Annotated in this window: 20 protein-coding genes and 4 tRNA genes; 4 read left to right on the top strand and 20 right to left on the bottom strand. The window is 63.3% G+C overall.

Annotated elements, in window-relative coordinates:
* Positions 1–3 precede the first annotated feature (3 nt).
* From rsfS to leuS, 5 genes are all read right to left on the bottom strand, one after another.
* On the bottom strand, positions 4–321 hold the full coding sequence (gene rsfS, locus ETEE_RS03270) for a ribosome silencing factor (RefSeq protein WP_034164162.1): 318 nt from the start codon (positions 319–321) through the stop codon (positions 4–6).
* Positions 322–500: 179 nt separating this feature from the next.
* The gene (nadD, locus tag ETEE_RS03265; protein ID WP_034164163.1) at positions 501–1,166 is read right to left on the bottom strand and encodes a nicotinate-nucleotide adenylyltransferase; all 666 of its coding nucleotides are present in this window, start codon (positions 1,164–1,166) and stop codon (positions 501–503) included.
* Positions 1,156–2,190 (bottom strand): DNA polymerase III subunit delta, encoded by a 1,035-nt coding sequence (holA, locus tag ETEE_RS03260; protein ID WP_034164164.1) that lies wholly within the window; start codon positions 2,188–2,190, stop codon positions 1,156–1,158. The genes nadD and holA overlap by 11 nt, the downstream gene beginning before the upstream one ends.
* On the bottom strand, positions 2,187–2,861 hold the full coding sequence (gene lptE / locus ETEE_RS03255) for an LPS assembly lipoprotein LptE (RefSeq protein WP_034164165.1): 675 nt from the start codon (positions 2,859–2,861) through the stop codon (positions 2,187–2,189). Before lptE ends, holA begins: the two co-directional genes overlap by 4 nt.
* Positions 2,862–2,875: 14 nt before the next feature.
* On the bottom strand, positions 2,876–5,458 hold the full coding sequence (leuS, locus tag ETEE_RS03250; protein WP_034164166.1) for a leucine--tRNA ligase: 2,583 nt from the start codon (positions 5,456–5,458) through the stop codon (positions 2,876–2,878).
* 345 nt (positions 5,459–5,803) lie between these two features.
* Between leuS and ETEE_RS03245 the strand changes: the two genes are divergently transcribed.
* Positions 5,804–6,286, top strand: coding sequence for a zinc ribbon-containing protein (locus tag ETEE_RS03245; RefSeq protein ID WP_034164167.1), 483 nt, complete (start codon positions 5,804–5,806; stop codon positions 6,284–6,286).
* 31 nt (positions 6,287–6,317) lie between these two features.
* Here the strand turns inward: ETEE_RS03245 and rihA (ETEE_RS03240) are convergent, their stop codons facing one another.
* The 7 genes from rihA (ETEE_RS03240) to lnt form a co-directional block, all read right to left on the bottom strand.
* Positions 6,318–7,256, bottom strand: coding sequence for a pyrimidine-specific ribonucleoside hydrolase RihA (gene rihA / locus ETEE_RS03240; RefSeq protein WP_034164168.1), 939 nt, complete (start codon positions 7,254–7,256; stop codon positions 6,318–6,320).
* The gene (gene rihA, locus ETEE_RS03235; RefSeq protein WP_034164169.1) at positions 7,253–8,212 is read right to left on the bottom strand and encodes a pyrimidine-specific ribonucleoside hydrolase RihA; all 960 of its coding nucleotides are present in this window, start codon (positions 8,210–8,212) and stop codon (positions 7,253–7,255) included. Before rihA (ETEE_RS03235) ends, rihA (ETEE_RS03240) begins: the two co-directional genes overlap by 4 nt.
* Before the next feature lie 126 nt (positions 8,213–8,338).
* Positions 8,339–9,064 carry an amino acid ABC transporter ATP-binding protein gene (locus ETEE_RS03230; RefSeq protein WP_034164170.1) on the bottom strand — a complete coding sequence of 242 codons (726 nt, stop codon included), beginning with the start codon at positions 9,062–9,064 and terminating at the stop codon, positions 8,339–8,341.
* Complete coding sequence (gene gltK, locus ETEE_RS03225) at positions 9,061–9,738, bottom strand: glutamate/aspartate ABC transporter permease GltK (protein ID WP_034164171.1); 678 nt, start codon at positions 9,736–9,738, stop codon at positions 9,061–9,063. Before gltK ends, ETEE_RS03230 begins: the two co-directional genes overlap by 4 nt.
* The gene (locus ETEE_RS03220; protein WP_034164172.1) at positions 9,738–10,478 is read right to left on the bottom strand and encodes an amino acid ABC transporter permease; all 741 of its coding nucleotides are present in this window, start codon (positions 10,476–10,478) and stop codon (positions 9,738–9,740) included. Before ETEE_RS03220 ends, gltK begins: the two co-directional genes overlap by 1 nt.
* 103 nt (positions 10,479–10,581) lie before the next feature.
* On the bottom strand, positions 10,582–11,484 hold the full coding sequence (locus tag ETEE_RS03215) for a glutamate/aspartate ABC transporter substrate-binding protein (RefSeq protein WP_034164173.1): 903 nt from the start codon (positions 11,482–11,484) through the stop codon (positions 10,582–10,584).
* A 346-nt stretch (positions 11,485–11,830) separates the two neighbouring features.
* Positions 11,831–13,363: an apolipoprotein N-acyltransferase gene (lnt, locus tag ETEE_RS03210; protein ID WP_034164174.1), complete on the bottom strand. Its 1,533-nt coding sequence runs from the start codon at positions 13,361–13,363 to the stop codon at positions 11,831–11,833.
* Positions 13,364–13,520: 157 nt separating this feature from the next.
* Here lnt and ald point away from each other — a divergent pair, with 157 nt between their 5' ends.
* The gene (ald, locus tag ETEE_RS03205; RefSeq protein ID WP_034164175.1) at positions 13,521–14,633 is read left to right on the top strand and encodes an alanine dehydrogenase; all 1,113 of its coding nucleotides are present in this window, start codon (positions 13,521–13,523) and stop codon (positions 14,631–14,633) included.
* A gap of 34 nt (positions 14,634–14,667) precedes the next feature.
* On the opposite strand, the gene corC is transcribed toward ald, so the two are convergent.
* The 3 genes from corC to ETEE_RS03190 all read right to left on the bottom strand — a co-directional run bounded on the left by corC (position 14,668) and on the right by ETEE_RS03190 (position 17,194).
* Entirely contained in the window at positions 14,668–15,555 is an 888-nt protein-coding gene (gene corC / locus ETEE_RS03200; RefSeq protein WP_034164176.1) for a CNNM family magnesium/cobalt transport protein CorC, read from the bottom strand.
* 86 nt (positions 15,556–15,641) lie between these two features.
* Entirely contained in the window at positions 15,642–16,115 is a 474-nt protein-coding gene (gene ybeY, locus ETEE_RS03195; protein WP_034164177.1) for an rRNA maturation RNase YbeY, read from the bottom strand.
* Entirely contained in the window at positions 16,112–17,194 is a 1,083-nt protein-coding gene (locus ETEE_RS03190) for a PhoH family protein (RefSeq protein WP_202812015.1), read from the bottom strand. Before ETEE_RS03190 ends, ybeY begins: the two co-directional genes overlap by 4 nt.
* 352 nt (positions 17,195–17,546) lie before the next feature.
* Here ETEE_RS03190 and ETEE_RS03185 point away from each other — a divergent pair, with 352 nt between their 5' ends.
* Positions 17,547–19,070 carry an AbgT family transporter gene (locus ETEE_RS03185; protein ID WP_034164179.1) on the top strand — a complete coding sequence of 508 codons (1,524 nt, stop codon included), beginning with the start codon at positions 17,547–17,549 and terminating at the stop codon, positions 19,068–19,070.
* A gap of 51 nt (positions 19,071–19,121) precedes the next feature.
* On the opposite strand, the gene miaB is transcribed toward ETEE_RS03185, so the two are convergent.
* Complete coding sequence (gene miaB / locus ETEE_RS03180; protein ID WP_034164180.1) at positions 19,122–20,546, bottom strand: tRNA (N6-isopentenyl adenosine(37)-C2)-methylthiotransferase MiaB; 1,425 nt, start codon at positions 20,544–20,546, stop codon at positions 19,122–19,124.
* Between the two features lie 198 nt (positions 20,547–20,744).
* Between miaB and ubiF the strand changes: the two genes are divergently transcribed.
* Positions 20,745–21,920 carry a 3-demethoxyubiquinol 3-hydroxylase gene (gene ubiF / locus ETEE_RS03175; RefSeq protein ID WP_034164181.1) on the top strand — a complete coding sequence of 392 codons (1,176 nt, stop codon included), beginning with the start codon at positions 20,745–20,747 and terminating at the stop codon, positions 21,918–21,920.
* A gap of 95 nt (positions 21,921–22,015) precedes the next feature.
* On the opposite strand, the gene ETEE_RS03170 is transcribed toward ubiF, so the two are convergent.
* The 4 genes from ETEE_RS03170 to ETEE_RS03155 form a co-directional block, all read right to left on the bottom strand.
* A tRNA-Gln gene (locus ETEE_RS03170) sits at positions 22,016–22,090 on the bottom strand.
* A gap of 54 nt (positions 22,091–22,144) precedes the next feature.
* Positions 22,145–22,219: transfer RNA gene (locus ETEE_RS03165), tRNA-Gln, on the bottom strand.
* Between the two features lie 4 nt (positions 22,220–22,223).
* Positions 22,224–22,300: transfer RNA gene (locus tag ETEE_RS03160), tRNA-Met, on the bottom strand.
* Positions 22,301–22,356: 56 nt separating this feature from the next.
* Positions 22,357–22,431: transfer RNA gene (locus ETEE_RS03155), tRNA-Gln, on the bottom strand.
* Positions 22,432–22,467 lie beyond the last annotated feature (36 nt).

Here is a 22,467-nt window from a genome sequence, read left to right as displayed (position 1 = left end):
GCATCAGCTCCACAGCTTTTCCAGTTCGTACAGACGACGGCTCTCTTCCTGCATCACGTGCACGATGACGTCGCCGAGATCGACCACCACCCATTCGGCGCCGTTCTGGCCCTCTACGCCCAGCGGCAGCAGGCCGGCGGCGCGCGACGACTGTACCACGTGGTCGGCAATGGAGATCACGTGGCGGCTGGAGGTGCCGGTGCAGATGATCATGCAGTCAGTAATGCTGGATTTGCCGCAGACGTCGATGGCGACGATATCCTGGCCCTTCAGATCATCGATCTTATCAATAACGAAATCTTGGAGTGCTTTACCTTGCAAAGGTTCCCCCTCATCAATAGGTCTTAAATTTATGCTGTTATATCAAGCATGACTCCCCACGCGGCGCCCGATGCGCCCCGCGAGGGGCGCACGCCGGCGAGCGGGGCGAGAATACGTTGCTGCGGAGGATATCAGCCTGCAAATCCCTGTCAATCACCGAAGGGGCGAAAGGGGACGCTTCAGCGGTAGAGCCCCTGCAGCTCGATATAGCGTTGTACCGCGCGCGGCAGCAGATCGTCGCAGCTGATCCCTAGATGGCGGCGCTGGCGGATGTCGGTGGCCGAGACCGACAGCAGCGGCGTGTTGGCCAGATAGATACAGCCGTGGGGCCGGCGGTGCAGACGCTGAACGTCGCGGGTGCGGTGCTGCTCCAGCCAGTCCTGCAGCGCCGGGGTGTCCAGCCGGTCGGGATAGCCGGGGCGGGCGCAGACCAGCAGGTGGCAGCAGCGCAGAATGTCCTGCCAGCGCTGCCATCTGTGCAGGGTCAGCAGGGAGTCCTGGCCGATGATAAAGGCCAGCGCTCTCCGTGGGCCCAGCTCGGCGCGCAGCGCCTCCAGGGTGTCGATGGTGTAGGAGGGGCTGGCGCGGCGCAGCTCGCGATCGTCGACGGAGAACAGCGGATCGTCGGCGATGGCCAGACGCACCATCTCCAGGCGCTGGGCGGCGCAGGCCTCCGGCTGCGGCCGGTGCGGGGGAACGTGGTTGGGCAGCAGGGTGATGTGGCCGAGCCCTACCTCCTGCGCCAGCGCCGCGACCGGCTTGAGGTGGCCATAATGAATGGGATCGAAGGTGCCGCCGAACAGCGCCAGTAGGGACGGCGCCGCCGGCTGGGATTCACTCGGCATGCAGCATACTCTCCGGCAGCATCTTGCCGCACAGTAGTAGGGTCAGGGACTCCAGCTGGGGCCATACGGATTGGCCGAAATCCTGTTTGATTATCTGTTCGCACTGGCTCAGCAGCGCCACGGCCTGGTGCAGCTGGGTCAGCGAGAGGGTTTGCAGCGCCTGGGTCAGCAGCGGGCGGCGGTTTTGCCACACCTTATGCTTATCGAACAGCGTACGCAGGGGCGTCTGCGCCGCGCCCTCCTTGAGCTGCAGCAGCAGCAGCAGCTCGCGCTGTACGGTGCGCACCAGCACCACCGGCTCGCAGCCCTCCTGGCGCAGCTGGTTCAGTATATGCCAGGCGCGCTTGCCGCGCGCCGCTAAGCAGGCGTCCAGCCAGTGGAACGGCGAGAAGTGGGCGGCATCGTTGACCGCCTGTTCGACGCGCGGCAGGGTCAGCCGTCCGTCGGGGTAGAGCAGAGAGAGTCGCCCCAGCGCCTGGGAGAGCGCCAGCAGGTTGCCCTCGTAGCAGTAACAGAGCAGCTGTAGCGCCGCGTCGTCGAGCTGCAGCTGCATCTGGCGCGCGCGGTTGGCGACCCAGCGCGGCAGCTGGGTCTGCTCCGGTGTCTGGCAGCTGACCAGGGTGGCCTGCGGGCTGAGCAGTTTATACCAGGCCGCGTTTTCCTGGGTGCGGGTCAGGCGCGGGCCGCGCAGCAGCAGCAGCAGATCCGGGTGGAGCAGGGCGGCAAGCTGGCTCAGACGTTCGCCCATCGCCGCATTGACGCCGTTGTCCGGCAGGGTCAGGGTCAGGATTTGGCGGCTGGCGAACAGGCTCATCGACTGGGACTGGCTGAACAGCGCATCCCAGTCGGTGTGGGGATCGAGGGTGACGCTGAACTGCTCGTCAAACCCGTGGGCGCGGGCGCGCTGGCGGATCAGATCCAGGCTCTCCTGGATCAGCAGCGGCTCGTTGCCCAGAATGAAGTAGCAGGCGCGCAGCCCATCCTGCAGCTGTGCGCCGAGCTGTTCGGGGTAAATCCGGCTCATTTCACCGGCTGTCCGGCCTGCGCGGCCGGTGCAGCGATAACGCCGGTGTTGACCCGGTCAAAGTCGTTGCTGCCCTGTACCTTGGGCGCGCTGACGTCGCTGCTCATCCGGCGGTCGTTGTTTTGCAGCTCGGCGGCCTGAATGCTCATCAGCTTACGCACCAGCTGCTGCGCGGCCTGTCGATACATCTCCTGTATCAGCATCGCTTGTTCGGCATCCTTGGCCAGCGCGGCCAGCGGGTTGTCGAAGAAGCTGCGGTAGACGCGCACCGTCAGCGGATAGAGATCGTGGCCGCGCACCAGCACCTGAGCGCTGACGGTCATCACCATTTGGTACTCCGCCGTGACCCCGTCTTTAAAGATAGAGACGGTGTCCTGGCTCTGGGTGACGCCGAGCAGCCGCAGGGAGGGTAGCGGCGTGGCCGCCTTGTCCGCGCCCGCGCTGGCGACGCTACCCTGCGGCGGCAGGCTCTGCGCATCGACGATGGTGACATTGTTCAGGCGCAGCTGCTCGCGCACCGCGCGGGTGAAGGGGCCATACGGGTCGTTGCTGTCGAGGATCAGCTGATGAAACTCGCTGGGAACCTGCGCGCTGCCGCGCAGGTGGAATCCGCATCCGGCGGTGACCAGCACCGCCAATCCCAGCAACAGCGCAGTAATACGGTGTTGCACACGTCCTCCTAGGCTCACCCGACAACCAGGTTGAGCAGTTTGCCCGGCACAAAGATCACCTTGCGTACGGTGACCCCGTCGAGGTACTTGGCGACCAGCGGCTCCTGCGCCGCCAGCGCGCGCACCTGCTCCTCGCTGGCGTCGGCGGCAACGGTGATCTTACCGCGTACCTTGCCGTTGACCTGCACCACGATCAGCTTGCTGTCTTCGACCATCGCCGCGTTATCGGCGACCGGCCACGGCGCGACGTCGATGTCGCCGGTGCCACCCAGCGCGTGCCACAGGGTGAAGCAGACGTGCGGGGTAAACGGATACAGCATGCGCACCACGGCCAGCAGGGCCTCCTGCATCAGGGCGCGATCCTGCTCGCTCTCCTGCGGGGCACGGGTCAGCTTGTTCATCAGCTCCATCACGGCGGCGATGGCGGTGTTGAAGGTCTGGCGGCGGCCAATGTCGTCGCTCACCTTGGCGATAGTCTTGTGCAGATCGCGGCGCAGGGCTTTCTGGTCATCGTTCAGCGCCGTCAGGTCGAGCGCAGCGGCCGGCCCTTTCTGCTGGTGATCGAAGGCCAGTTTCCAGACGCGTTTCAGGAAACGGTTGGCCCCCTCGACGCCGGACTCCTGCCACTCCAGGGTCATCTCCGCCGGGGAGGCGAACATCATGAACAGGCGGACGGTGTCGGCGCCATAGCGCTCCACCATTACCTGAGGATCGATGCCGTTGTTCTTCGACTTGGACATCTTGCTCATGCCGGCGTAGACCAGCTCGCGGCCGTCGCGATCGGTCGCCTGGGTGATGCGGCCCTTGTCGTCACGCTCGACGGTGACATCCACCGGCGAGACCCAGTTACGCTCGCCGTTGGCGCCGGTGTAGTAGAAGGCGTCCGCCAGCACCATGCCCTGGCACAGCAGGCGCTTGGCCGGCTCGTCGGAGTCCACCAGACCCGCGTCGCGCATCAGCTTATGGAAGAAGCGGAAGTACATCAGGTGCATGATGGCGTGTTCGATGCCGCCGACGTACTGATCGACCGGCAGCCAGTAGTTGGCGGCCTGCGGATCCAGCATCCCCTGGTCGTACTGCGGGCAGGTGTAGCGCGCGTAGTACCAGGAGGACTCCATGAAGGTGTCGAAGGTGTCGGTCTCGCGCAGCGCCGGATGACCGTTAACGGTGGTCTTCGCCCAGGCCGGGTCGGCCTTGAGCGGGCTGGTGATGCCGTTCATGACCACGTCCTCCGGCAGGATCACCGGCAGTTGGTCTTCCGGCGTTGGGATCACGCTGCCGTCTTCCAAGGTCACCATCGGGATCGGGGCGCCCCAGTAGCGCTGGCGGGAAACCCCCCAGTCGCGCAGGCGGTAGTTGACCTTGCGCTCGCCGACGCCGGCAGCGATCAGGCGGTTGGCGACGGCGTCGAAGGCGGCGCTGAAGTCCAGACCATCAAATTCGCCGGAGTTGAACAGCACGCCTTTGTCGGTCATGGCGGCGGCGCTGATGTCCGGCGCCTGACCGTCGGCGGTCAGGATCACCGGCTTCATCGGCAGGTGGTACTTGGCGGCGAACTCCCAGTCGCGCTGGTCGTGGGCCGGAACGGACATCACCGCGCCGGTGCCGTAGTCCATCAGCACAAAGTTGGCGACCCAGATAGGCAGACGCTCACCGCTGAGCGGGTGGATGGCGTACAGGCCGGTGGCCATGCCTTTCTTCTCCATGGTCGCCATGTCGGCCTCGGCAACCTTGGTGTTCTTGCACTCGTCGATGAACTGCGCCAGCGCCGGGTTGTCGGTGGCGGCCTGCTGGGCCAGCGGGTGCGCGGCGGCGATGGCCAGGTAGCTGACGCCCATGAAGGTGTCCGGGCGGGTGGTGTAGACGGCGAAGGTGTCATCGCGATCGGCGACGCAGAAGGTGATCTCTACCCCTTCAGAGCGGCCGATCCAGTTGCGCTGCATGGTCTTAACCTGCTCCGGCCAGTCTTCCAGCTTGTCGAGGTCGTTGAGCAGCTGATCGGCGTAGTCGGTGATCTTGATAAACCACTGCGGGATCTCTTTGCGCTCGACCTTGGAGTCGCAGCGCCAGCAGCAGCCGTCGATGACCTGCTCGTTGGCCAGCACGGTTTGATCGTTCGGACACCAGTTGACCGCAGAGGTCTTCTTATAGACCAGACCCTTTTCATACAGCTTGGTGAAGAACCACTGCTCCCAGCGGTAGTAGTCCGGCTTACAGGTGGCGATTTCGCGGCTCCAGTCGTAGCCGAAGCCCAGCAGCTTCAGCTGGTTCTTCATGTAATCGATGTTGGCATAGGTCCAGGGGGCCGGCGCGGTGTTGTTCTTCACCGCCGCGCCTTCCGCCGGCAGGCCGAAGGCGTCCCAGCCGATGGGCTGCAGCACGTTTTTGCCCAGCATACGCTGGTAACGGGAAATCACATCACCGATGGTGTAGTTACGGACGTGGCCCATATGCAGTCGGCCGGAGGGATACGGCAGCATGGAGAGGCAATAATATTTCTCTTTGCTGTCATCTTCGGTGACCTGGAAGGTTTTCTGTTCATCCCAGTGGCGCTGGACGTGGGATTCAATGTCCTCTGGACGATATTGCTCTTGCATGGCAGCTGGAAGTCCTGTTAGTAAAACAGCTACACCTGTAGCCTGATATGTGATGGTGATCGGCATAGGATAGCCGATAAGCGTCGCGGGCAACAACCGCCGAGCGCGCCGGCGGTGAATTCTTTCCCCCGTCGGCTTACCCCGGGTGCCGTTTTGTTACATACGCTACGTGAAGATCACAGTCTGTCAATGAATTACGGCTAAAATATAACGGGGATAGCGCTTATCCGCGCGCGGTGAGCGGGATCCCGAGCGTCCTGATATGCGCTATATGCAGTTTTCACGCGGGCCACCGCAGGGGGCCGGCCAGAGATGTTCTGACGCGGTGCTGAACGGAGGTAGGAGATGAGCAAGGTAACGCACTATTATCAGCAGTGGCTGGCGGCGTTGACCGAACGCCTAGAGAAGGGGGAGCGCGATATCGATGCGCTGCTGGAGAGCGCGGAGCAGCAGCTCCGGCACGCCAGCGATCTGAGCGAGGCCGATATTGAACAGATCCGTCAGGCGATGCGCCGCGATCTGGAGGAGTTTGCCCGCGCCTATCAGGATAGCCGCGATGAGATGGAAGACAGCGTGTTTATGCGCGTCATCAAGGAGAGCCTGTGGCAGGAGCTGGCCGATATTACCGACAAAACCCAGCTGGAGTGGCGCGAGGTGCTGCAGGATGTGAACCACCACGGCGTTTATCACAGCGGCGAGGTGGTTGGCCTGGGGCACCTGGTGTGCGAGAAGTGCCACTTTAACCTGGATGTGTATACCCCGGAGATCCTGCCGCGCTGTCCGCGCTGCGGCCACGATCAGTTTCACCGCCGTCCCTTCCGCCCCTGAGGGCGGCGGCATCGTGACTCACCGTCCCGCGCTACGCCGCATAGCGCCGTAGCGCGGCGATCAGTAATTCGACAAAGGCCGGGCGGTCGATGGTCAACAGTACCTCGCAGTTGGCGTCACGCCCCGTCAGCCGATCGCGATCGACCAGCGTCATCCCCGTCGTATAGCGTCCCTGCGTCTCGACCCCCACCCAATAACGCTCGCTGCTGAACAGCTGCGGCGCTAGCAGCCAGGCGATGGTGCAGGGATCGTGCATGGCCGCCCCGGGCAAGCGGTTTGGTCCGTTGAGGTAGATGGGCAGATAGAAGTCGAGCATCTCGGCCACCGCGTACGCTACCGGGTTGGCGAGGGCGCGGATCCGCTCGATCTCCTCTGGCAGCACCAGGGCCTGGTGTGTCATATGCAGTCCCGCCATCACCAGCGGCACCCCGGACTGCATGACGATCTCCGCCGCGTGGGGATCGACTAGGATGTTGAACTCGGCGCAGGGGGTGGCGTTCCCCGCGTTCATGCCTCCGCCCATGAAGACGATCTGCGCCAGGCGAGAGGCCAGCTGTGGGTAGCTGCGCAGCAGCAGGGCGGCATTGGTCATCGGGCCGGTGACCACCAGGGTGACCGGCTCGGGGCTGGCCTGCAGCACCTCGGCCATTAGGGCTAGCGCCCCGCGCGCATCCGCCTGCCGCGTAGCCTCGGGCAACTGGGTATGCCCCATCCCGGTGCTGCCATGCACCTCCTCGGCAATGCGCAGCGGGAGGATGAGGGGCTGGGCAGCGCCACCGGCCAGCGGAATATCGTTGCGTCCCATCAGGGTCAGCAGGCGCAGGGCATTGCTGCGGGTTTTCTCCGGGGTCTGGTTGCCGGCGCTAGTGGTCACGGCCAGCACCTCCAGCTGCGGCGCCTGCAGCGCCATCGCCAGGGCGATAGCATCATCCAGGCCGGGATCGCAGTCGATGATCAGCGGTCGTTTCATCGTGTTTCCTCCGTGAAGTCGCCATAAGCCGCGGCGATCCGCTCGGCCAGCAGATCGACGAAGGCCTGGCGATCGATATCGGTCAGTAAGGTGGTGTTGGCGGGCAGGCCGTTCAGGCCGAGGCGATCCACCACCGTCATGCCGTCGCTGTATTGCCCTGCAGTCTCTACGCCAACCCAGCAGTCATGCTGGGTGAACATCTGCGGGCGTAACAGCCAGGCGATGGTGCAGGGGTCGTGCAGCGGCGCCCCCTGGAAACCCCACTTCTCTTGGCGGTGATAGCGCATGAAAAAGTCGAGCAGCTCGGCGACGGTGCGCGCCACCGGGTTGCCGATGTCGCGTAGGCGTTCGATATCGGCGTCGAGGATCTGCGTCCGGTGGGTCACATCCAGGCCGGCCATCACGATGGGCACCCCGCTCTGGAATACCATCTCGGCGGCTTCGGGATCGACGTAGATATTGAACTCCGCCGCCGGCGTCCAGTTCCCCGCGCCGGCGCTGCCGCCCATGATGACGATGCGCTCAATGCGCGGCTTCAGCTCCGGGTGGGCGGCCAGCAGCAGCGCCACGTTGGTCAGCGGGCCGGTGGCGACCAGGGTGACCGGCTGCGGCGCATCGCGCAGCACCTGGGCCATCAGCGCCAGCGCACCGCCGTCGCGAGGGGCAAAGCCCGGCTCCGGCAGACGGGGGCCGTCGAGGCCGCTTTCGCCGTGGACGCTGTCGGCGATGATCAGCTCGCGCATCAGCGGTTTGGCGGCGCCGCCGGCCACCGGGATATCGCTGCGGCGCAGCAGGGTGAGAATACGCAGGGCGTTGCGCAGGGTTTTTTCCGGGGTTTGGTTGCCGGCGCTGGTGGTGACGGCGCGCACCTCCAGCTCCGGGCTGGCCAGCGCTAGGATCAGGGCGATGGCATCGTCGTGGCCGGGATCGCAGTCGATAATCAGGGGTAATGCCATGAAACGCTCCAGGTAATTGACGGACTCATCCTGGCACCATACCCCTGCGATGGGCGGACGAACAGCCGCCGGACGGCAAAGCGTGAGGCGGGGCGCACTCCTGCCATCGGCGGGCGGCGAGGTCGCCTAATGGATGATCTTGGCCAGAAAATCGCGCGCCCGCGCCGAGTGGGGCTGGGTGAAGAAGGCATCTTTCTCGCGATCTTCGACGATGTGTCCCTCATCCATAAAGATCACCCGATTGGCCACCTTGCGGGCGAATCCCATCTCATGGGTGACCACCATCATGGTCATCCCCTCGCTTGCCAGGGAGACCATCACGTCCAGCACCTCGTTGATCATCTCCGGATCGAGGGCCGATGTCGGCTCATCGAACAGCATCGCCACCGGGTCCATGCACAGCGCCCGGGCGATGGCGACGCGCTGCTGCTGGCCGCCGGAGAGCTGAGCGGGAAACTTGGCGGCGTGCGCCGCCAGGCCGACGCGATCCAGCAGCGCCTGCCCCTTGCTGGCCGCCAGCGGCGCGGCGCGCCCGAGCACCTTGACCTGGGCCAGGGTCAGGTTATCGATGATCGACAGGTGCGGAAACAGCTCGAAGTGCTGGAACACCATGCCGACCCGCGAGCGCAGGCGCGCCAGATCGGTGCGGCGATCGTGCACCGCGGTGCCGTTGACGCAGATCTGCCCCTGCTGGATCGGCTCCAGCCCGTTGACGGTCTTGATCAGGGTCGATTTGCCGGAGCCGGAGGGGCCGCAGACCACCACCACCTCGCCTTTGTCGACGTGGGTGCTGCAGTCGCTCAGCACTTGAAACTGTCCATACCATTTACTGACCCGTTGCAGGGAGATCATAGGGCGCTCCTTTTCTTGAGATGGCTGACCAGCAGCGAGGCGCTGAGGCTGATGATGAAGTAGACGGCGCCGGCAAACAGGATCATCTCCAGCTGGGTGCCGTCGCGCTCGCCGATAGTGGAGGCGGTGCGGAAGAAGTCCGCCAGGCTCAGTACGTAAACCAGCGAGGTATCCTGGAACAGGACGATGCCCTGGGTGAGCAGCAGCGGCACCATGGCGCGGAACGCCTGCGGCAGCACCACCAGGTATAGGGACTGCCACGGGGTCATTCCCAGGGCCAGCGCGGCGGCGTTCTGCCCGCGGGCGACGCTTTTGATGCCGGCGCGGATGATCTCGGAATAGTAGGCGGCCTCGAACAGCGCAAAGGCCACCATCGCCGAGATCAGGCGGATATCGCTCTGGGGCGATAGGCCGAGAAAGCGCTGCAGCAGGCTGGGCACCACCAGATAGAACCACAGCAGCACCATCACCAGCGGTACCGAGCGGAACAGATTGACATACAGGGCGGCTAGCCAGGCGAGGGGCTTCCAGCGCGACAGCCGCATCACCGCCAGCAGGGTACCCCACAGAATGCCGACCACCACCGCCGTCAGCGTTATCTTTAGCGTGATCACCATGCCGTCCAGCAGATAGGGCAGGCTGGGGGGGATGGAGCTCCAGTCGAATGCGTACATTAGCGGCTCCCCATGCTGCCCGGCAGCTGCAGCCGCCGCTCCAGCAGGTGCATGGCCAGCATCAGCAGGCCGTTGATGGCGATATAGGCCAGGGTGATGGCGGTGAAGGATTCATAGGCATGCGCCGAGTAGTCCAGCAGTTTGCCGGCCTGGGCGGCCATCTCCATCAGCCCGATAGTGGAGGCGATGGCCGAATTCTTGACCAGATTGAGCATCTCAGAGGTCAGCGGCGGCACGATCACCCGATAGGCGTTGGGCAGCAGGACATAGCGGTAGGTCTGCGGCAGGGTGAAGCCCATGGCCAGTCCAGCATGCCTCTGCCCGGCCGGCAGAGACTGAATGGCGGCGCGCACCTGCTCGCAGACCCGGGCGGCGGTAAACAGTCCCAGGCACAGCAGCGAGGAGACAAAAAACTGGATCGACGGATCCAGCTCGCCTTTGAACCAGTTGCCCCAGTCGGCCGGCAACAGCTCCGGCACCACCAGATACCAGGTAAAAAACTGGACGATCAGCGGGACGTTGCGGAACAGCTCGACATAGATCGCGCCAATCATGGCCAGCGGGCGGCTGGGCAGGGTGCGCAGGATCCCCAGCAGCGAGCCGAGGAGAAAGGCGATGACCCAGGCCGCCAGCGACAGGGCGACGGTGACCTGCATGCCGGACCAAATCCAGCCTAGGTAGGTGGTGCCGCCGAAGGGGGCCGGCTGCAGAAAGATGCCCCAGTTCCAATCGATAGACATAGGTGACTCCGGTTAGCCGGCGCCCCGCTGGGAGGGGAGCGCCGTAGACGCACGCACCATCGCGCGGGCGTGCGGTCCGCGCGATGGGCTGGCGCCGGGCTGATTATTCGGCGATGCGATCGTTGGGGGCGGCGAACAGCGTCTTCATCTCATCGGAGAGGGCGAACTGCAGGTTCATGTTCTTCGGTGGAATGGGCTGTTCGAACCAGCGGCGATAGCCGTCGGCGGCCTGACCGGAGGTCTGTACATGGGCGACGGTGTCGTCGACCAGCTTTTTGAAGGCCGGATCGTCCCGGCGCAGCATACAGCCGTAGGCCTCATAGGACTGCGGGGTGCCGACAATCACCCAGCGTTCAGGCTGCTTGGCCTTGGCGCGTTCGCCCGCCAGCAGCGCGTCGTCCATCATGAAGGCCACGGCGCGGCCGCTCTCCAGGGTACGGAAGGCGTCACCGTGATCCTTGGCGCTGATGATGCGCATCTTCATGCCCTCTTTCTCGTTCATGCGGTTGAGCATGATTTCCGAGGTGGTGCCGGAGGTGACCACCACCGGTTTACCGGCCAGGTCACGGAAGTCATGCACTCCGCTCTCCTTGGCCGTCAGCAGGCGGGTGCCGACGATAAACAGGGTGTTGGAGAAGGCGACCTGCTGCTGGCGCTCGGCGTTGTGGGTAGTGGAGCCACACTCGACGTCATAGGTGCCGTTTTGCAGCAGCGGGATACGGTTCTGCGAGGTGATCGGCAGGAGCTTCACCTGAAGGTTGGCGAGGCCAAGCTGCTTCTTTACCGCCGCCACGATGGCGTTGCTGTAATCCTGCGAGTAACCGACCACCTGCTGCTTATTGTCGTAGTAAGAGAAGGGGACCGACGACTCGCGGTGGCCGATCACGATCACGCCGCTGTCTTTGATTTTTTGTAGGGTCGGCGAGCCGTCGGCCGCCTCCTGCGCGACGGCAAACAGGGGAAAAGAGAGGCCCAGAAGAACCAGTGATAACACAGACTTACGCATGCATTGCTCCTTCTATTGTGGGGTGTTGTGTTTATGTATATGTTTTATATGTTGTTTTTATCATGCGCGTGCCGAACGAAGGCGCGCGGCGTCATGGAGAAAACATAGCTTAATGTAAATAAAATGATATCAATATGTTTTTAAAATGAGATCAAAAGCGCACCGTTTTATGGCAAAACAGGGGGGTTGCACAGCCTGTGTGCGTGAAGATGCGCTGTCGCGGTGCAACACCCCGGACGGCGGGGGAGAAAACCCGGCGGAGAGGCGTTGCAGGGGAAAAGATTGCAAGCCGCGTGCCAACGGTGAGCGAGTGCAGCCCGAAGGCCGCACTCGGAGGCGGTGTGCCTTAGCGGCGGCGCAGGAGGGCGTAGAGCAGCGCCAGCGCGCCCATCACGGCGCTCAGCAGCCACAGCGGTGCGCTGCCCAGGCGGGCATAGGGGGTCTCGCCGCGGGTCGGCGTGACGTTCACTTCGAGTACGCTGCGGGTAAACTGCGGCAGGCTGGCGATGATGTTGCCGGAGGCGTCGACGGCGGCGGTGATGCCGTTATTGGTGGCGCGCAGCAGCGGTCGTCCCAGCTCCAGGGCCCGCATACGCGCCATCTGGAAGTGTTGCCACGGACCGATGGAGTTGCCGAACCAGGCATCGTTAGAGACGGTGAGCAGGAAGTCGGTATCCGGGCGGAAGTTGGCGCGCACCTGCTCGCCCAGCACGATCTCATAGCAGATCGCGGCGGTCAGATTGTAGCCCTGCACCTGCAGCGCCGGCTGCACATAGTCGCCGCGGCTGAAGGCCGACATCGGCAGGTTGAAGAACGGCGCTAGCGGGCGCAGCAGATCCTCCATCGGGACAAACTCGCCGAACGGCACCAGGTGATGCTTGCTGTAACGCTGGCGCGCCGGGTACTGGTAGGGACTCTCCCCCCCCAGCACGATCACGGAGTTGTAGAACTTCATGCCGCGCGTGCCCGGGCGTTCGTCCACCAGTCCGGTGATCAGGCTGCTGTGGTGGGCGCGCAGCAGGCGATCCATCATGGTCAGGAACGGCTGTTCATTGGCTTCGGTATCGGCGATAGCCGATTCGGGCCAGATGATGATGGGCGCTTTCCCCAGGTAGGGGCGGGTCGCCTCCAGATAGGCCTGCAGCGAGGCGATCAGCGCGTTGGGATCCCACTTCATCGACTGGGCGATATCGCCCTGTACCATGGCCACGTTGACCGCTTTCTGCGGCAGGCTTTGATACCAGTGCATCTGACGCAGCGGCCAGGGTGCGCACAGCAGCACCAGCGCCAGTGCCAGCGCCAGAGGACGGCGCTGGACGGCGGCCAGTACCAGCAGGCCGCTGATGATCACCAGCAGATAGGTGATGGCGTCCACGCCGGCCAGTGGGGCGATGCCCTTCAGCGGGCCGTTGAGCTGGCTGTAGCCGAACTGCAGCCAGGGGAAGCCGGTCAGCACCCAGCCGCGCAGGAACTCCGTCGCCTGCCACAGCGCCGGGGCGGCGATCGCCAGGCGCCAGACGGTGGTTTTCGGCCACAGGCGGTTGAGCACGGCGCAGAACAGCAGCGGGTAGAGTGCCAGGTAGGCCGCCAGCAGCACGACCAGCGATACGCTGACCGGCGTCGGCATGCCGCCGAACTGTTCAATGCTGACGTAGACCCAGTTGACGCCGCTGCCGAACAGCCCGAGCCCCCACAGGAAGCCCAGCAGCATCGCCTGGCGAGTGGTGCGGTTTAGGGTGACGGCGAGCAGGCCGCATAGGGAGATCAGTGCCGCAGGCCAGATATCGTAGGGCGAAAAGGCGAGGGTGCCGCAGGCCCCGCAGGCCAAGGCCAATAACGCACGAATGCGTTGGCGTTGCAGTAAAGCAGCGATAGTCATTAATTCTACTCTTTTCACTTCAGAATGGAGATGTAGCCCAATCGTTGTTAAAAAATGGTGACAAATTCTATCCCACAGTGCCTATACTGGTGAAAAATAAAGCAATGATTCGGCTGTTTTTTATGGTGCGGTAACCAGCAGATAACGTGAGGGTAACATGATTATTGGCATACCAAGAGAAATAAAAAACCACGAATATCGTGTCGGTATGACGCCGAGCAGTGTACGTGAAGTTACGTTGCGAGGCCATAGAGTTATGGTGGAAAGCACGGCGGGGGCAGGGATCGGCTATAGCGACGAGCTGTACCGCCAGGCTGGCGCCGAGGTCGTGGCCGATGTCGCCATGCTGTTCGCCACCGCTGAGCTGATCGTCAAAGTGAAAGAACCGCAGGCGGCGGAATGCGCCCGCCTGCGGCCGGGGCAGATCCTGTTTACCTATCTGCACCTGGCGCCCGATCTGGCACAGACCCAGGCGTTGCTGGCCAGCGGTGCGACCTGCATCGCCTATGAGACGGTGACCCAGCGTGAGGGGGGACTGCCCCTGTTGGCGCCGATGTCGGCGGTGGCTGGGCGGATGTCGATCCAGGCTGGGGTCCAGGCGCTGGAGAAGACACAGGGCGGGCGGGGGATCCTGTTGGGGGGCGTACCCGGCGTTGAGCCGGCCAAGGTGGCGATCCTCGGCGGCGGGGTGGTCGGCGCCAATGCGGCGCGTATGGCGCTGGGGATGCGCGCCGATGTGACGCTGCTGGATTGTAACCTGGCGGTGTTGCAACGCTTGGATAGTGAGTTTCAGGGGCGGGTGAAGCTGGCTTACTCCAGCCGTGAGGCGATTGAGCGTCTGCTGCCGACGACCGATCTGCTGATTGGCGGGGTGCTAGTGCCCGGAGCCGCCGCGCCGAAGTTGGTATCGCGTGCGCAGGTGGCGACGATGCGTCCGGGGTCGGCGATCGTTGACGTGGCGATCGATCAGGGGGGATGCGTGGAGACCTCGCATCCAACCACCCACCAAGCGCCGACCTATGTCGAGGAGGGCGTGGTGCACTACTGCGTCGCGAATATGCCGGGGGCGGTGGCCTACACCGCGACGCAGGCGCTGAACAACGCGACGCTGCCCTATATTCTGGCCTTGGCCGATCACGGCTTGGCGGCGTTGCGTCAGGATGCGGGATTATTGGCTGGATTGAATGTGATGGCGGGGCAGTTGACCTGCCAGGCGGTGGCGCAGGCACATGGCCTGAGTTATACCGATCCACACCGCCTGTTGGCGTGAGCGCGCTAAACGGGGGGCGAGTAGCCCCCTCGTTTTAGATCTCGACGTCCAGTTTAGGCTGAGGAGCGTTATCCGGGATCTTGACGTGTACCTGGATGATGCGTCGACTGTCGGCCATGGCGACCTTAAACTGGTAACCGTCGATGTCGATGCTCTCGCCGCGCGATGGCAGATGGCCGAAGGCCTGCATCACCAGGCCACCGACGGTATCGACCTCGTCGTCGCTGAAGCGGGTAGCGAAGATATCGTTGAAATCCTCGATCTGGGTCAGCGCACGCACGGTGTAGAGATGGCGGCTGATCTGGCGCACGTCGCGATCCTCCACCTCATCGTACTCATCGTCGATCTCGCCGACGATCAGCTCCAAAATATCCTCGATGGTGACCAGCCCGGAGACGCCGCCGAACTCGTCGATGACGATGGCCATATGATAGCGCTGGGAGCGGAACTCCTTGAGCATGCGGTCAACGCGCTTGCTTTCCGGCACGACGACGGCCTGGCGCAGTACGTTATCGATGCGGAACGGCTCGGCGTCGCTGCGCATAAAGGGCAGCAGATCCTTGGCCATCAGCAGGCCTTCAATGTGATCTTTGTCTTCGCTGATCACCGGAAAACGCGAGTGGGCCGACTCAATGATGACGTCCAGGCACTCGTCCAGGGTCTGGTTGCGTTTCAGGGTCACCATCTGGCTGCGCGGGATCATGATGTCACGCACACGCTGCTCGGCGATGTCCATCACCCCTTCCAGCATGTCGCGGGTATCGGGATCGATCAGATCATTCTGCTCGGAGTCGCGGATAAGTTCCACTAGATCGCTGCGGTTCTTGGGTTCGCCGTGAAACAGCTGGTTGAGCAAAAGGGAAAAGAAGCCTTTCTTATGGGGACTGGGGCTGTCGCTATTCTGAGAATGGTCGTCGCTCATAGCGTATATGTATGGTTACTCTTTGTCTGGTCAATCTTAACGGCGGGCGTCATCGCCCACCGCAAACGTGACCCCAGAGGGGTCGTTCAGTCGGACGCTTTTTCCGCCGCATAGGGATCGGGATATCCCAGCGCCTGCATGATCTCGGCTTCCAGAGACTCCATTTCCTCAGCCTCTTCGTCGCTGATGTGGTCATACCCTAGCAGATGAAGCGAGCCGTGCACAACCATATGCGCCCAATGTGAGAGCGGGGCAATGTTCTGCTCCTGCGCCTCGCGCTCTACCACCTGGCGGCAGATCACCATGTCGCCGAGCAGCGGCAGCTCGATGCCCGGGGGGGCCTCGAACGGGAAGGAGAGGACATTGGTCGGGCGATCCTTGCCGCGGTAGGTGAGGTTAAGCTCGTGGCTTTCGGCCTCGTCCACCAGGCGGATGGTGACCTCCGCCTCATCGCGAAAGCGCGGCAGCACCGCCTCTAGCCAGCGCAGAAAGTCGCCTTCGGCGGGGAGGCCGGGGGCGTCGTCGCAGGCGATCTGTAGGTCGAGAATAATATTACTCATGGTTGTTCCTGTGTCTGGGCGGCCTGCGCCTCGCGCTTGCGCTCGGCGGCCAGGGCCTCTTTACGTTGTTGTTCCGCAGCGTCCCAGGCCTCATAGGCCATCACCACGCGGGCGACCACCGGGTGGCGCACTACGTCTTCACTGTGGAAGAAGTTAAAGCTGATCTCCTCCACCGGCGACAGGACCTCAATGGCGTGGCGCAGGCCGGACTTCTGACTGCGCGGCAGATCCACCTGGGTGATATCACCGGTGATCACCGCCTTGGAGTTAAAGCCGATGCGGGTGAGGAACATCTTCATCTGTTCGATGGTGGTGTTCTGGCTCTCATCCAGAATGATAAAGGCATCGTTCAGGGTACGCCCGCGCATATAGGCCAGCGGCGCCACTTCGATGACGTTGCGCTCCATCAGCTTCTCAACCCGTTCAAAGCCGAGCATTTCAAACAGCGCATCGTACAGCGGACGCAGGTACGGGTCGACCTTTTGGCTGAGATCGCCCGGCAGGAAGCCCAGCTTTTCACCGGCCTCCACCGCCGGACGGGTCAGCAGGATGCGGCGGATCTCCTGGCGCTCCAGAGCATCGACCGCGGCGGCTACCGCCAGATAGGTCTTGCCGGTACCGGCCGGGCCGATGCCGAAGGTGATATCGTGGTCGAGAATATTGGCGATGTACTGCGCCTGATTGGGAGTACGCGGCTTGATCAGCCCGCGCTTGGTCTTGATGTGGATCGCCTTGCCATAGTCCGGCACGTGTTCGGCGGCCTGTTCCAGCGCCCGGCTCTCCTTGAGGGCCAGATGGATCTGCTCGGGGTCGATATCGCCCGTCTGGCCGCGCACCGGCGCGGTATCTACATACAGGCGCTTGAGAATATCCACGGCGGCGCGCACGCAGGGTGTCCGTCCGACCAGCGTGAAGTGATTGTCACGGTGATTGATTTCGATCCCCAGGCGGTGTTCGAGCAGCTTGATATTGCCATCGAACGGGCCGCACAGACTGTTCAGCCGCTGATTGTCAGCGGGTTCAAGCAAGAGTTCTTCGGTTGCGACGTTCAAATCAATCCTCTGGATTCGTGTGTGCATTGCGCCGCCCGCGGCGTGGGGGCGCAGGGATGCGGGCCATGCGATGGCCACGCGGTATACCGCGGCTGTTCACATCATACATGTCACGGGGTGGCAATTGCCAATCTTCGCGCGCGGCGCCGGCGCAGCAGGGGAATCGCCCCATTTATTTTAATACCATGTAATCATTATATTTTATTTTATTAATATATCATCCATATGTCTTATTTAACGTTTTTTTAACTGCGTGGCAGCGCAAAAAAAACGTCGAGGGTGGCTGGTACCATGACCTGCGGTGACGCAGACATGGAGGGCCCAGACAATGGCTTCACCTCAGAAAACGTCCGTCCCCGCAGGGGCGGCACACGGAGGCATGGCGCGCTTTCTCGGCGCCGTCGAGCGCCTGGGGAATCGGATACCGGATCCGGCGCTGCTGTTTATCTATCTGATGATCCTGCTGCTGCTGCTGTCGGCGGCGCTGTCGCAGGTCTCCTTTGAGTTTATCAATCCCAGCAGCGGCGAGGCGGTACAGGTGGTCAATATGATGACCCTGGCGGCGCTGGTGGACTTCCTCAGCAAGATGACGCAATCCTTTACCGCGTTTCCGCCGCTGGGCATCGTGCTGGTGGCGCTGCTCGGGGTCGGGGTCGCCGATCGCGCCGGCTTTATCGACGCGGCGGTGAAAAAGCTGGTGCGGATCACCCCCGCCCGCCTGCTGACGCCGATGGTGGTGCTGGTGGCGCTGCTCAGCCATGTGGCGGCCGACGTGGGCTATGTGCTGGTGATCCCGCTGGCCGGCGTGGTGTTTCAGCGGGTAGGGCGTCATCCGCTGGCCGGGATCTGCGCCGCCTTCGCCGGGGTGTCCGGCGGCTACTCCGCCAGCTTTATTCCATCCGGCAACGATGCGCTGTTGGCCGGGTTCAGCGAGGCGGCGGCGCGCCTGCTGGCGCCGGGCTATTCGGTGAATGTGCTGTGCAATTTCTTGTTTACCTCCCTCTCTTCGCTGATGGTGATCCTGCTGGTATGGCTGGTGACGGATCGGTTTATCGAACCCCGCCTGCGCCGTCAGCCATTGGATGTGCCGCAGGATGAGCAGGAAAACAGCGCGCTCAGTACCTTTACGCCGCGGGAGAACCGGGCGTTCGGCTATGCGCTGGGCGCAATGGTGCTGATGCTGCTGCTCCTGGCGGCGTTGATGTATCCAGCCGACTCGCCGTTTCGGAGCCCCGCGGGGGTCTTGAGCAGCTCACAGTCGCCGGCGATCCAATCCATCGTGCCGCTGATCTTTATCCTGTTTATCATCCCCGGCACCCTGTACGGTTTTCTCAGCGGACGTTTCACGCAGGCCAGGCAGGTGATCGAGGCGATGACCGAGAATATGCGTACTATGGGCTACTATCTGGTGGTGGTTTTTTTCGCTGCGCAGTTTATCACCATCTTTAACACCTCGAACTTGGGCACGCTGCTGGCGCTGGCGGGCGCCGCCGGCTTGAAGGCCCTCAGCGTGCCGGCCGCCGGGACGGTGCTCGGTGTCGTGATCCTGGTCTTTCTGGTCAACTTATTGCTGGGATCGGCTTCAGCCAAATGGGCGCTGCTCAGCCCGATCCTGGTGCCGATGCTGATGGCGGTGCAGCTGTCGCCGGAGCTGGCGCAGGCGGCCTACCGCATAGGGGACTCCACCTCCAACATTATCACGCCGCTGATGGGCTTTTTCCCGCTGGTGGTGGTCTACTGCCGTAAGTATGTCTCGTCGGCAGGGATCGGCTCGCTGGTCACGCTGATGCTGCCCTATTCGCTGCTGATGGCGCTGGCGTGGACGGCGCTGCTGCTGGCGATGTGGGGGCTCGGGATACCGTTGGGCGTCCAGGGAGGGTATGGCTACCCCGCGGCGGGGTAAGCGCATCAAATAAAACGCCCGGCCTGGACCGGGCGTCGTGACGCGGGCGGCTTACGGCTGGTAGCTGCCGACGCCCAGAGCATCCTCTTTGCGGGTGCGGGCGATCACCGACTGCGGCGACTCGCTGATGCGCAGCCCCATCTCCTCTTCACTGCGAACCACGACGCCGCGCAGGGAATTGGGCAGCACCTCGGTGATCTCAACGTCGACGAAGCGCCCGATCATCTCCGGTTGACCGGCAAAGTTGACCACCCGGTTGTTTTCGGTGCGGCCGGACAGCTCCATCACGTTCTTGCGCGAGGTGCCCTCGACCAGGATGCGCTGCACAGTACCCTGCATCCGGCGGCTGTAGCGCATCGCCTGTTGGCTGATACGCTCCTGCAGAATGTACAGGCGCTGCTTTTTCTCCTCTTCCGCCACGTCGTCCACCATGTCGGCGGCCGGGGTGCCCGGGCGGGCGGAGAAGATAAAGCTGTAGCTCATGTCGAAGTCCACCTCGGCGATCAGCTGCATGGTCTGTTCGAAGTCCTGCTGGGTCTCGCCGGGGAAGCCGACGATAAAGTCGGAGCTGATCTGAATATCCGGGCGCGCCCTGCGCAGCTTACGGATGATCGCCTTGTACTCCAGCGCGGTATGGGTGCGCTTCATCAGGTTGAGGATGCGGTCGGATCCGCTCTGCACCGGCAGGTGCAGGAAGCTGACCAGCTCTGGGGTGTCCTCATACACGGCGATGATGTCGTCGCTGAACTCTATTGGATGGCTGGTGGTGAAGCGGAGACGGTCGATGCCGTCAATGGCGGCCACCAGGCGCAGCAGCTCGGCAAAGGAGCAGATGCCGCCGTCGAAGGTGGCGCCGCGGTAGGCGTTGACGTTCTGCCCCAGCAGGTTGACCTCGCGTACGCCCTGGGCGGCCAGCTGGGCGATTTCAAACAGCACGTCGTCGCACGGGCGGCTGACCTCGGCCCCGCGGGTATAGGGTACCACGCAGTAGGTACAGTATTTGTTGCAGCCTTCCATGATGGAGACAAAGGCGGTGGCGCCGTCGGCGCGCGGCTCCGGCAGGCGGTCGAACTTTTCGATCTCCGGGAAGCTGACGTCAACCACCGGGCCGTGGCTGCTGCGCGCGCTGTCGATCATCTCCGGCAGGCGGTGCAGCGTCTGCGGGCCAAAGATGATGTCGACAAAGCTGGCGCGCTCGCGGATATGCTCACCCTCCTGGGAGGCGACGCAGCCGCCGACGCCGATGATCAGATCCGGCTTGGCCTCTTTGAGCATCTTCCAGCGGCCAAGCTGATGGAACACTTTTTCCTGCGCCTTTTCACGGATCGAACAGGTATTCAGCAGCAGGACATCGGCGTCCTCGGCATTATCCGTCAGCTCAAGGCCATGCGTGCTGCCCAGCAGATCGGCTATCTTGGATGAGTCATACTCATTCATCTGACAGCCCCAGGTTTTAATATGCAGTTTTTTTGTCATCGACTTGCCATTGCTCAGTGCAGGTGGATCAGGGACGCGCAGGCGCCCTCAGGCGCCGTGCCGGCGGTGACCGTTGCGTCCGCGGCAGGGCGGCTATTGTAATCGCTTGGCGCTGTCGTGACCAGTCAGATAGCGGGGGGCAAGGGGGCTGAAATCCGCTACACTAGCGCAAAATGTGCGGTGACAGGGGGAGAGGCGATGGTTCAGGACGCGGGCGGTATTGTGGTGGTCGGCGGTGGGATGGTGGGCACCGCGGCGGCCCTGGGACTGGCGCAGGCCGGCCTGCGGGTGACGGTGCTGGAGAACAGCCCGCCGCCGCCGTTTGTCCCAGACAGCGATCCCGATCTGCGCATCTCCGCCGTCAGCATGGCCAGCGTGCGCCTGCTGGAGCAGCTCGGGGTGTGGTCAGCGGTGCAGGCGATGCGCGCGGTGCCCTACCGCGGGCTGGAGACCTGGGAGTGGGCGTCGTCAACGGTCTCGTTTCGTGCCGAGACGCTCGGTCTGCCGTGTCTGGGCTTCATGCTGGAGAACCGGGTACTGCAGCGCGCACTGTGGCAGGCGCTGGAGGCCCACGAGGACGTCACGCTGTATACCGGGGCGGCGCTGCAGCAGTTACAGCGCGCCGGGCAGGGGTGGCAGCTGGCGCTGGATAACGGCGAAAGGCTCTATGCCGGATTGGTCATCGCGGCGGATGGCGCCGAGTCCCGGGTGCGCAGCCAGGCCGGCATCGGCGTTCACGGCTGGCAGTACCGCCACGACTGCATGCTGATCAGCGTGAAGACGCCGCCGGTGCCGCAGGATGTCACCTGGCAGCAGTTTACCCCGGATGGTCCGCGGGCGTTTTTGCCCCTGTGGCCCGGCTGGGGTTCGCTGGTGTGGTATGACAGCCCGTCGCGTATCCGTCAGCTGTTGGCGATGCCGCTGGCGCAGCTGAATGAGGCGATCCTGCGTTCGTTTCCCGCCCGACTGGGGCCGGTGCAGGCGGTGGCCGCGGCGGCGTTTCCGCTGATTCGGCGCCACGCGCAGCGCTACGTGGACCAGGGACTGCTGCTGCTGGGCGATGCGGCGCACACCATTAACCCGCTCGCCGGGCAGGGGGTGAATCTGGGCTACCGCGACGTGTCGGCGCTGCTGGAGGTGGTGCCGGCGGCCGCGGCGCGCGGTGAGGCGTGGCAGACGCAGGCGGTGCTGCAGCGCTATCAGCGCCGTCGCCTGGGCGATAACCTGCTGATGCAGAGCGGGATGGATCTCTTTTACGGCGCCTTCAGCAACCGCTTGCCGCCGCTGATGCTGCTGCGCAATCTGGGGCTGATGGCGGCGGATCGCGCCGGTGGGCTCAAGGCACGCGCGCTGCGCTACGCTATCGGGCTGTAGTCGATGGCGGCGGGCGGTGCGTCGTGTGGCGCGCCGCCAAAGGCGCGGGCAAACGGCAGGCAAAAAAAAGCCCACCCGAAGGTGAGCTCTCTTATTGGCTGGGGTACGAGGATTCGAACCTCGGGATGGCGGAATCAGAATCCGCTGCCTTACCGCTTGGCGATACCCCAATTGTTGGGTGGCACCTTTCGATGCGCGGCCCGCCGTGGCGAACCGAATAAATTTGGCTGGGGTACGAGGATTCGAACCTCGGGATGGCGGAATCAGAATCCGCTGCCTTACCGCTTGGCGATACCCCAAAAGTGGTGGCTACGACGGGATTCGAACCTGTGACCCCATCATTATGAGTGATGTGCTCTAACCAACTGAGCTACGTAGCCATCAATGTGTTACTAGTAAATCATACAACTTATTGAATTTCAATCATTATTTTCTGTGGCTGGGGTACCAGGATTCGAACCTGGGGATGGCGGGATCAAAACCCGCTGCCTTACCGCTTGGCGATACCCCATCAGGGACTGTATCCAGTCTCCATCGAGACAGAAAA

The sequence above is a fragment of the Edwardsiella anguillarum ET080813 genome, from assembly GCF_000264765.2.
Classification (GTDB): Bacteria; Pseudomonadota; Gammaproteobacteria; order Enterobacterales; family Enterobacteriaceae; genus Edwardsiella; species Edwardsiella anguillarum.
The sequence above is the reverse complement of the archived record's forward strand: the minus strand, read 5'-3'. Positions and strand labels throughout refer to the sequence as shown.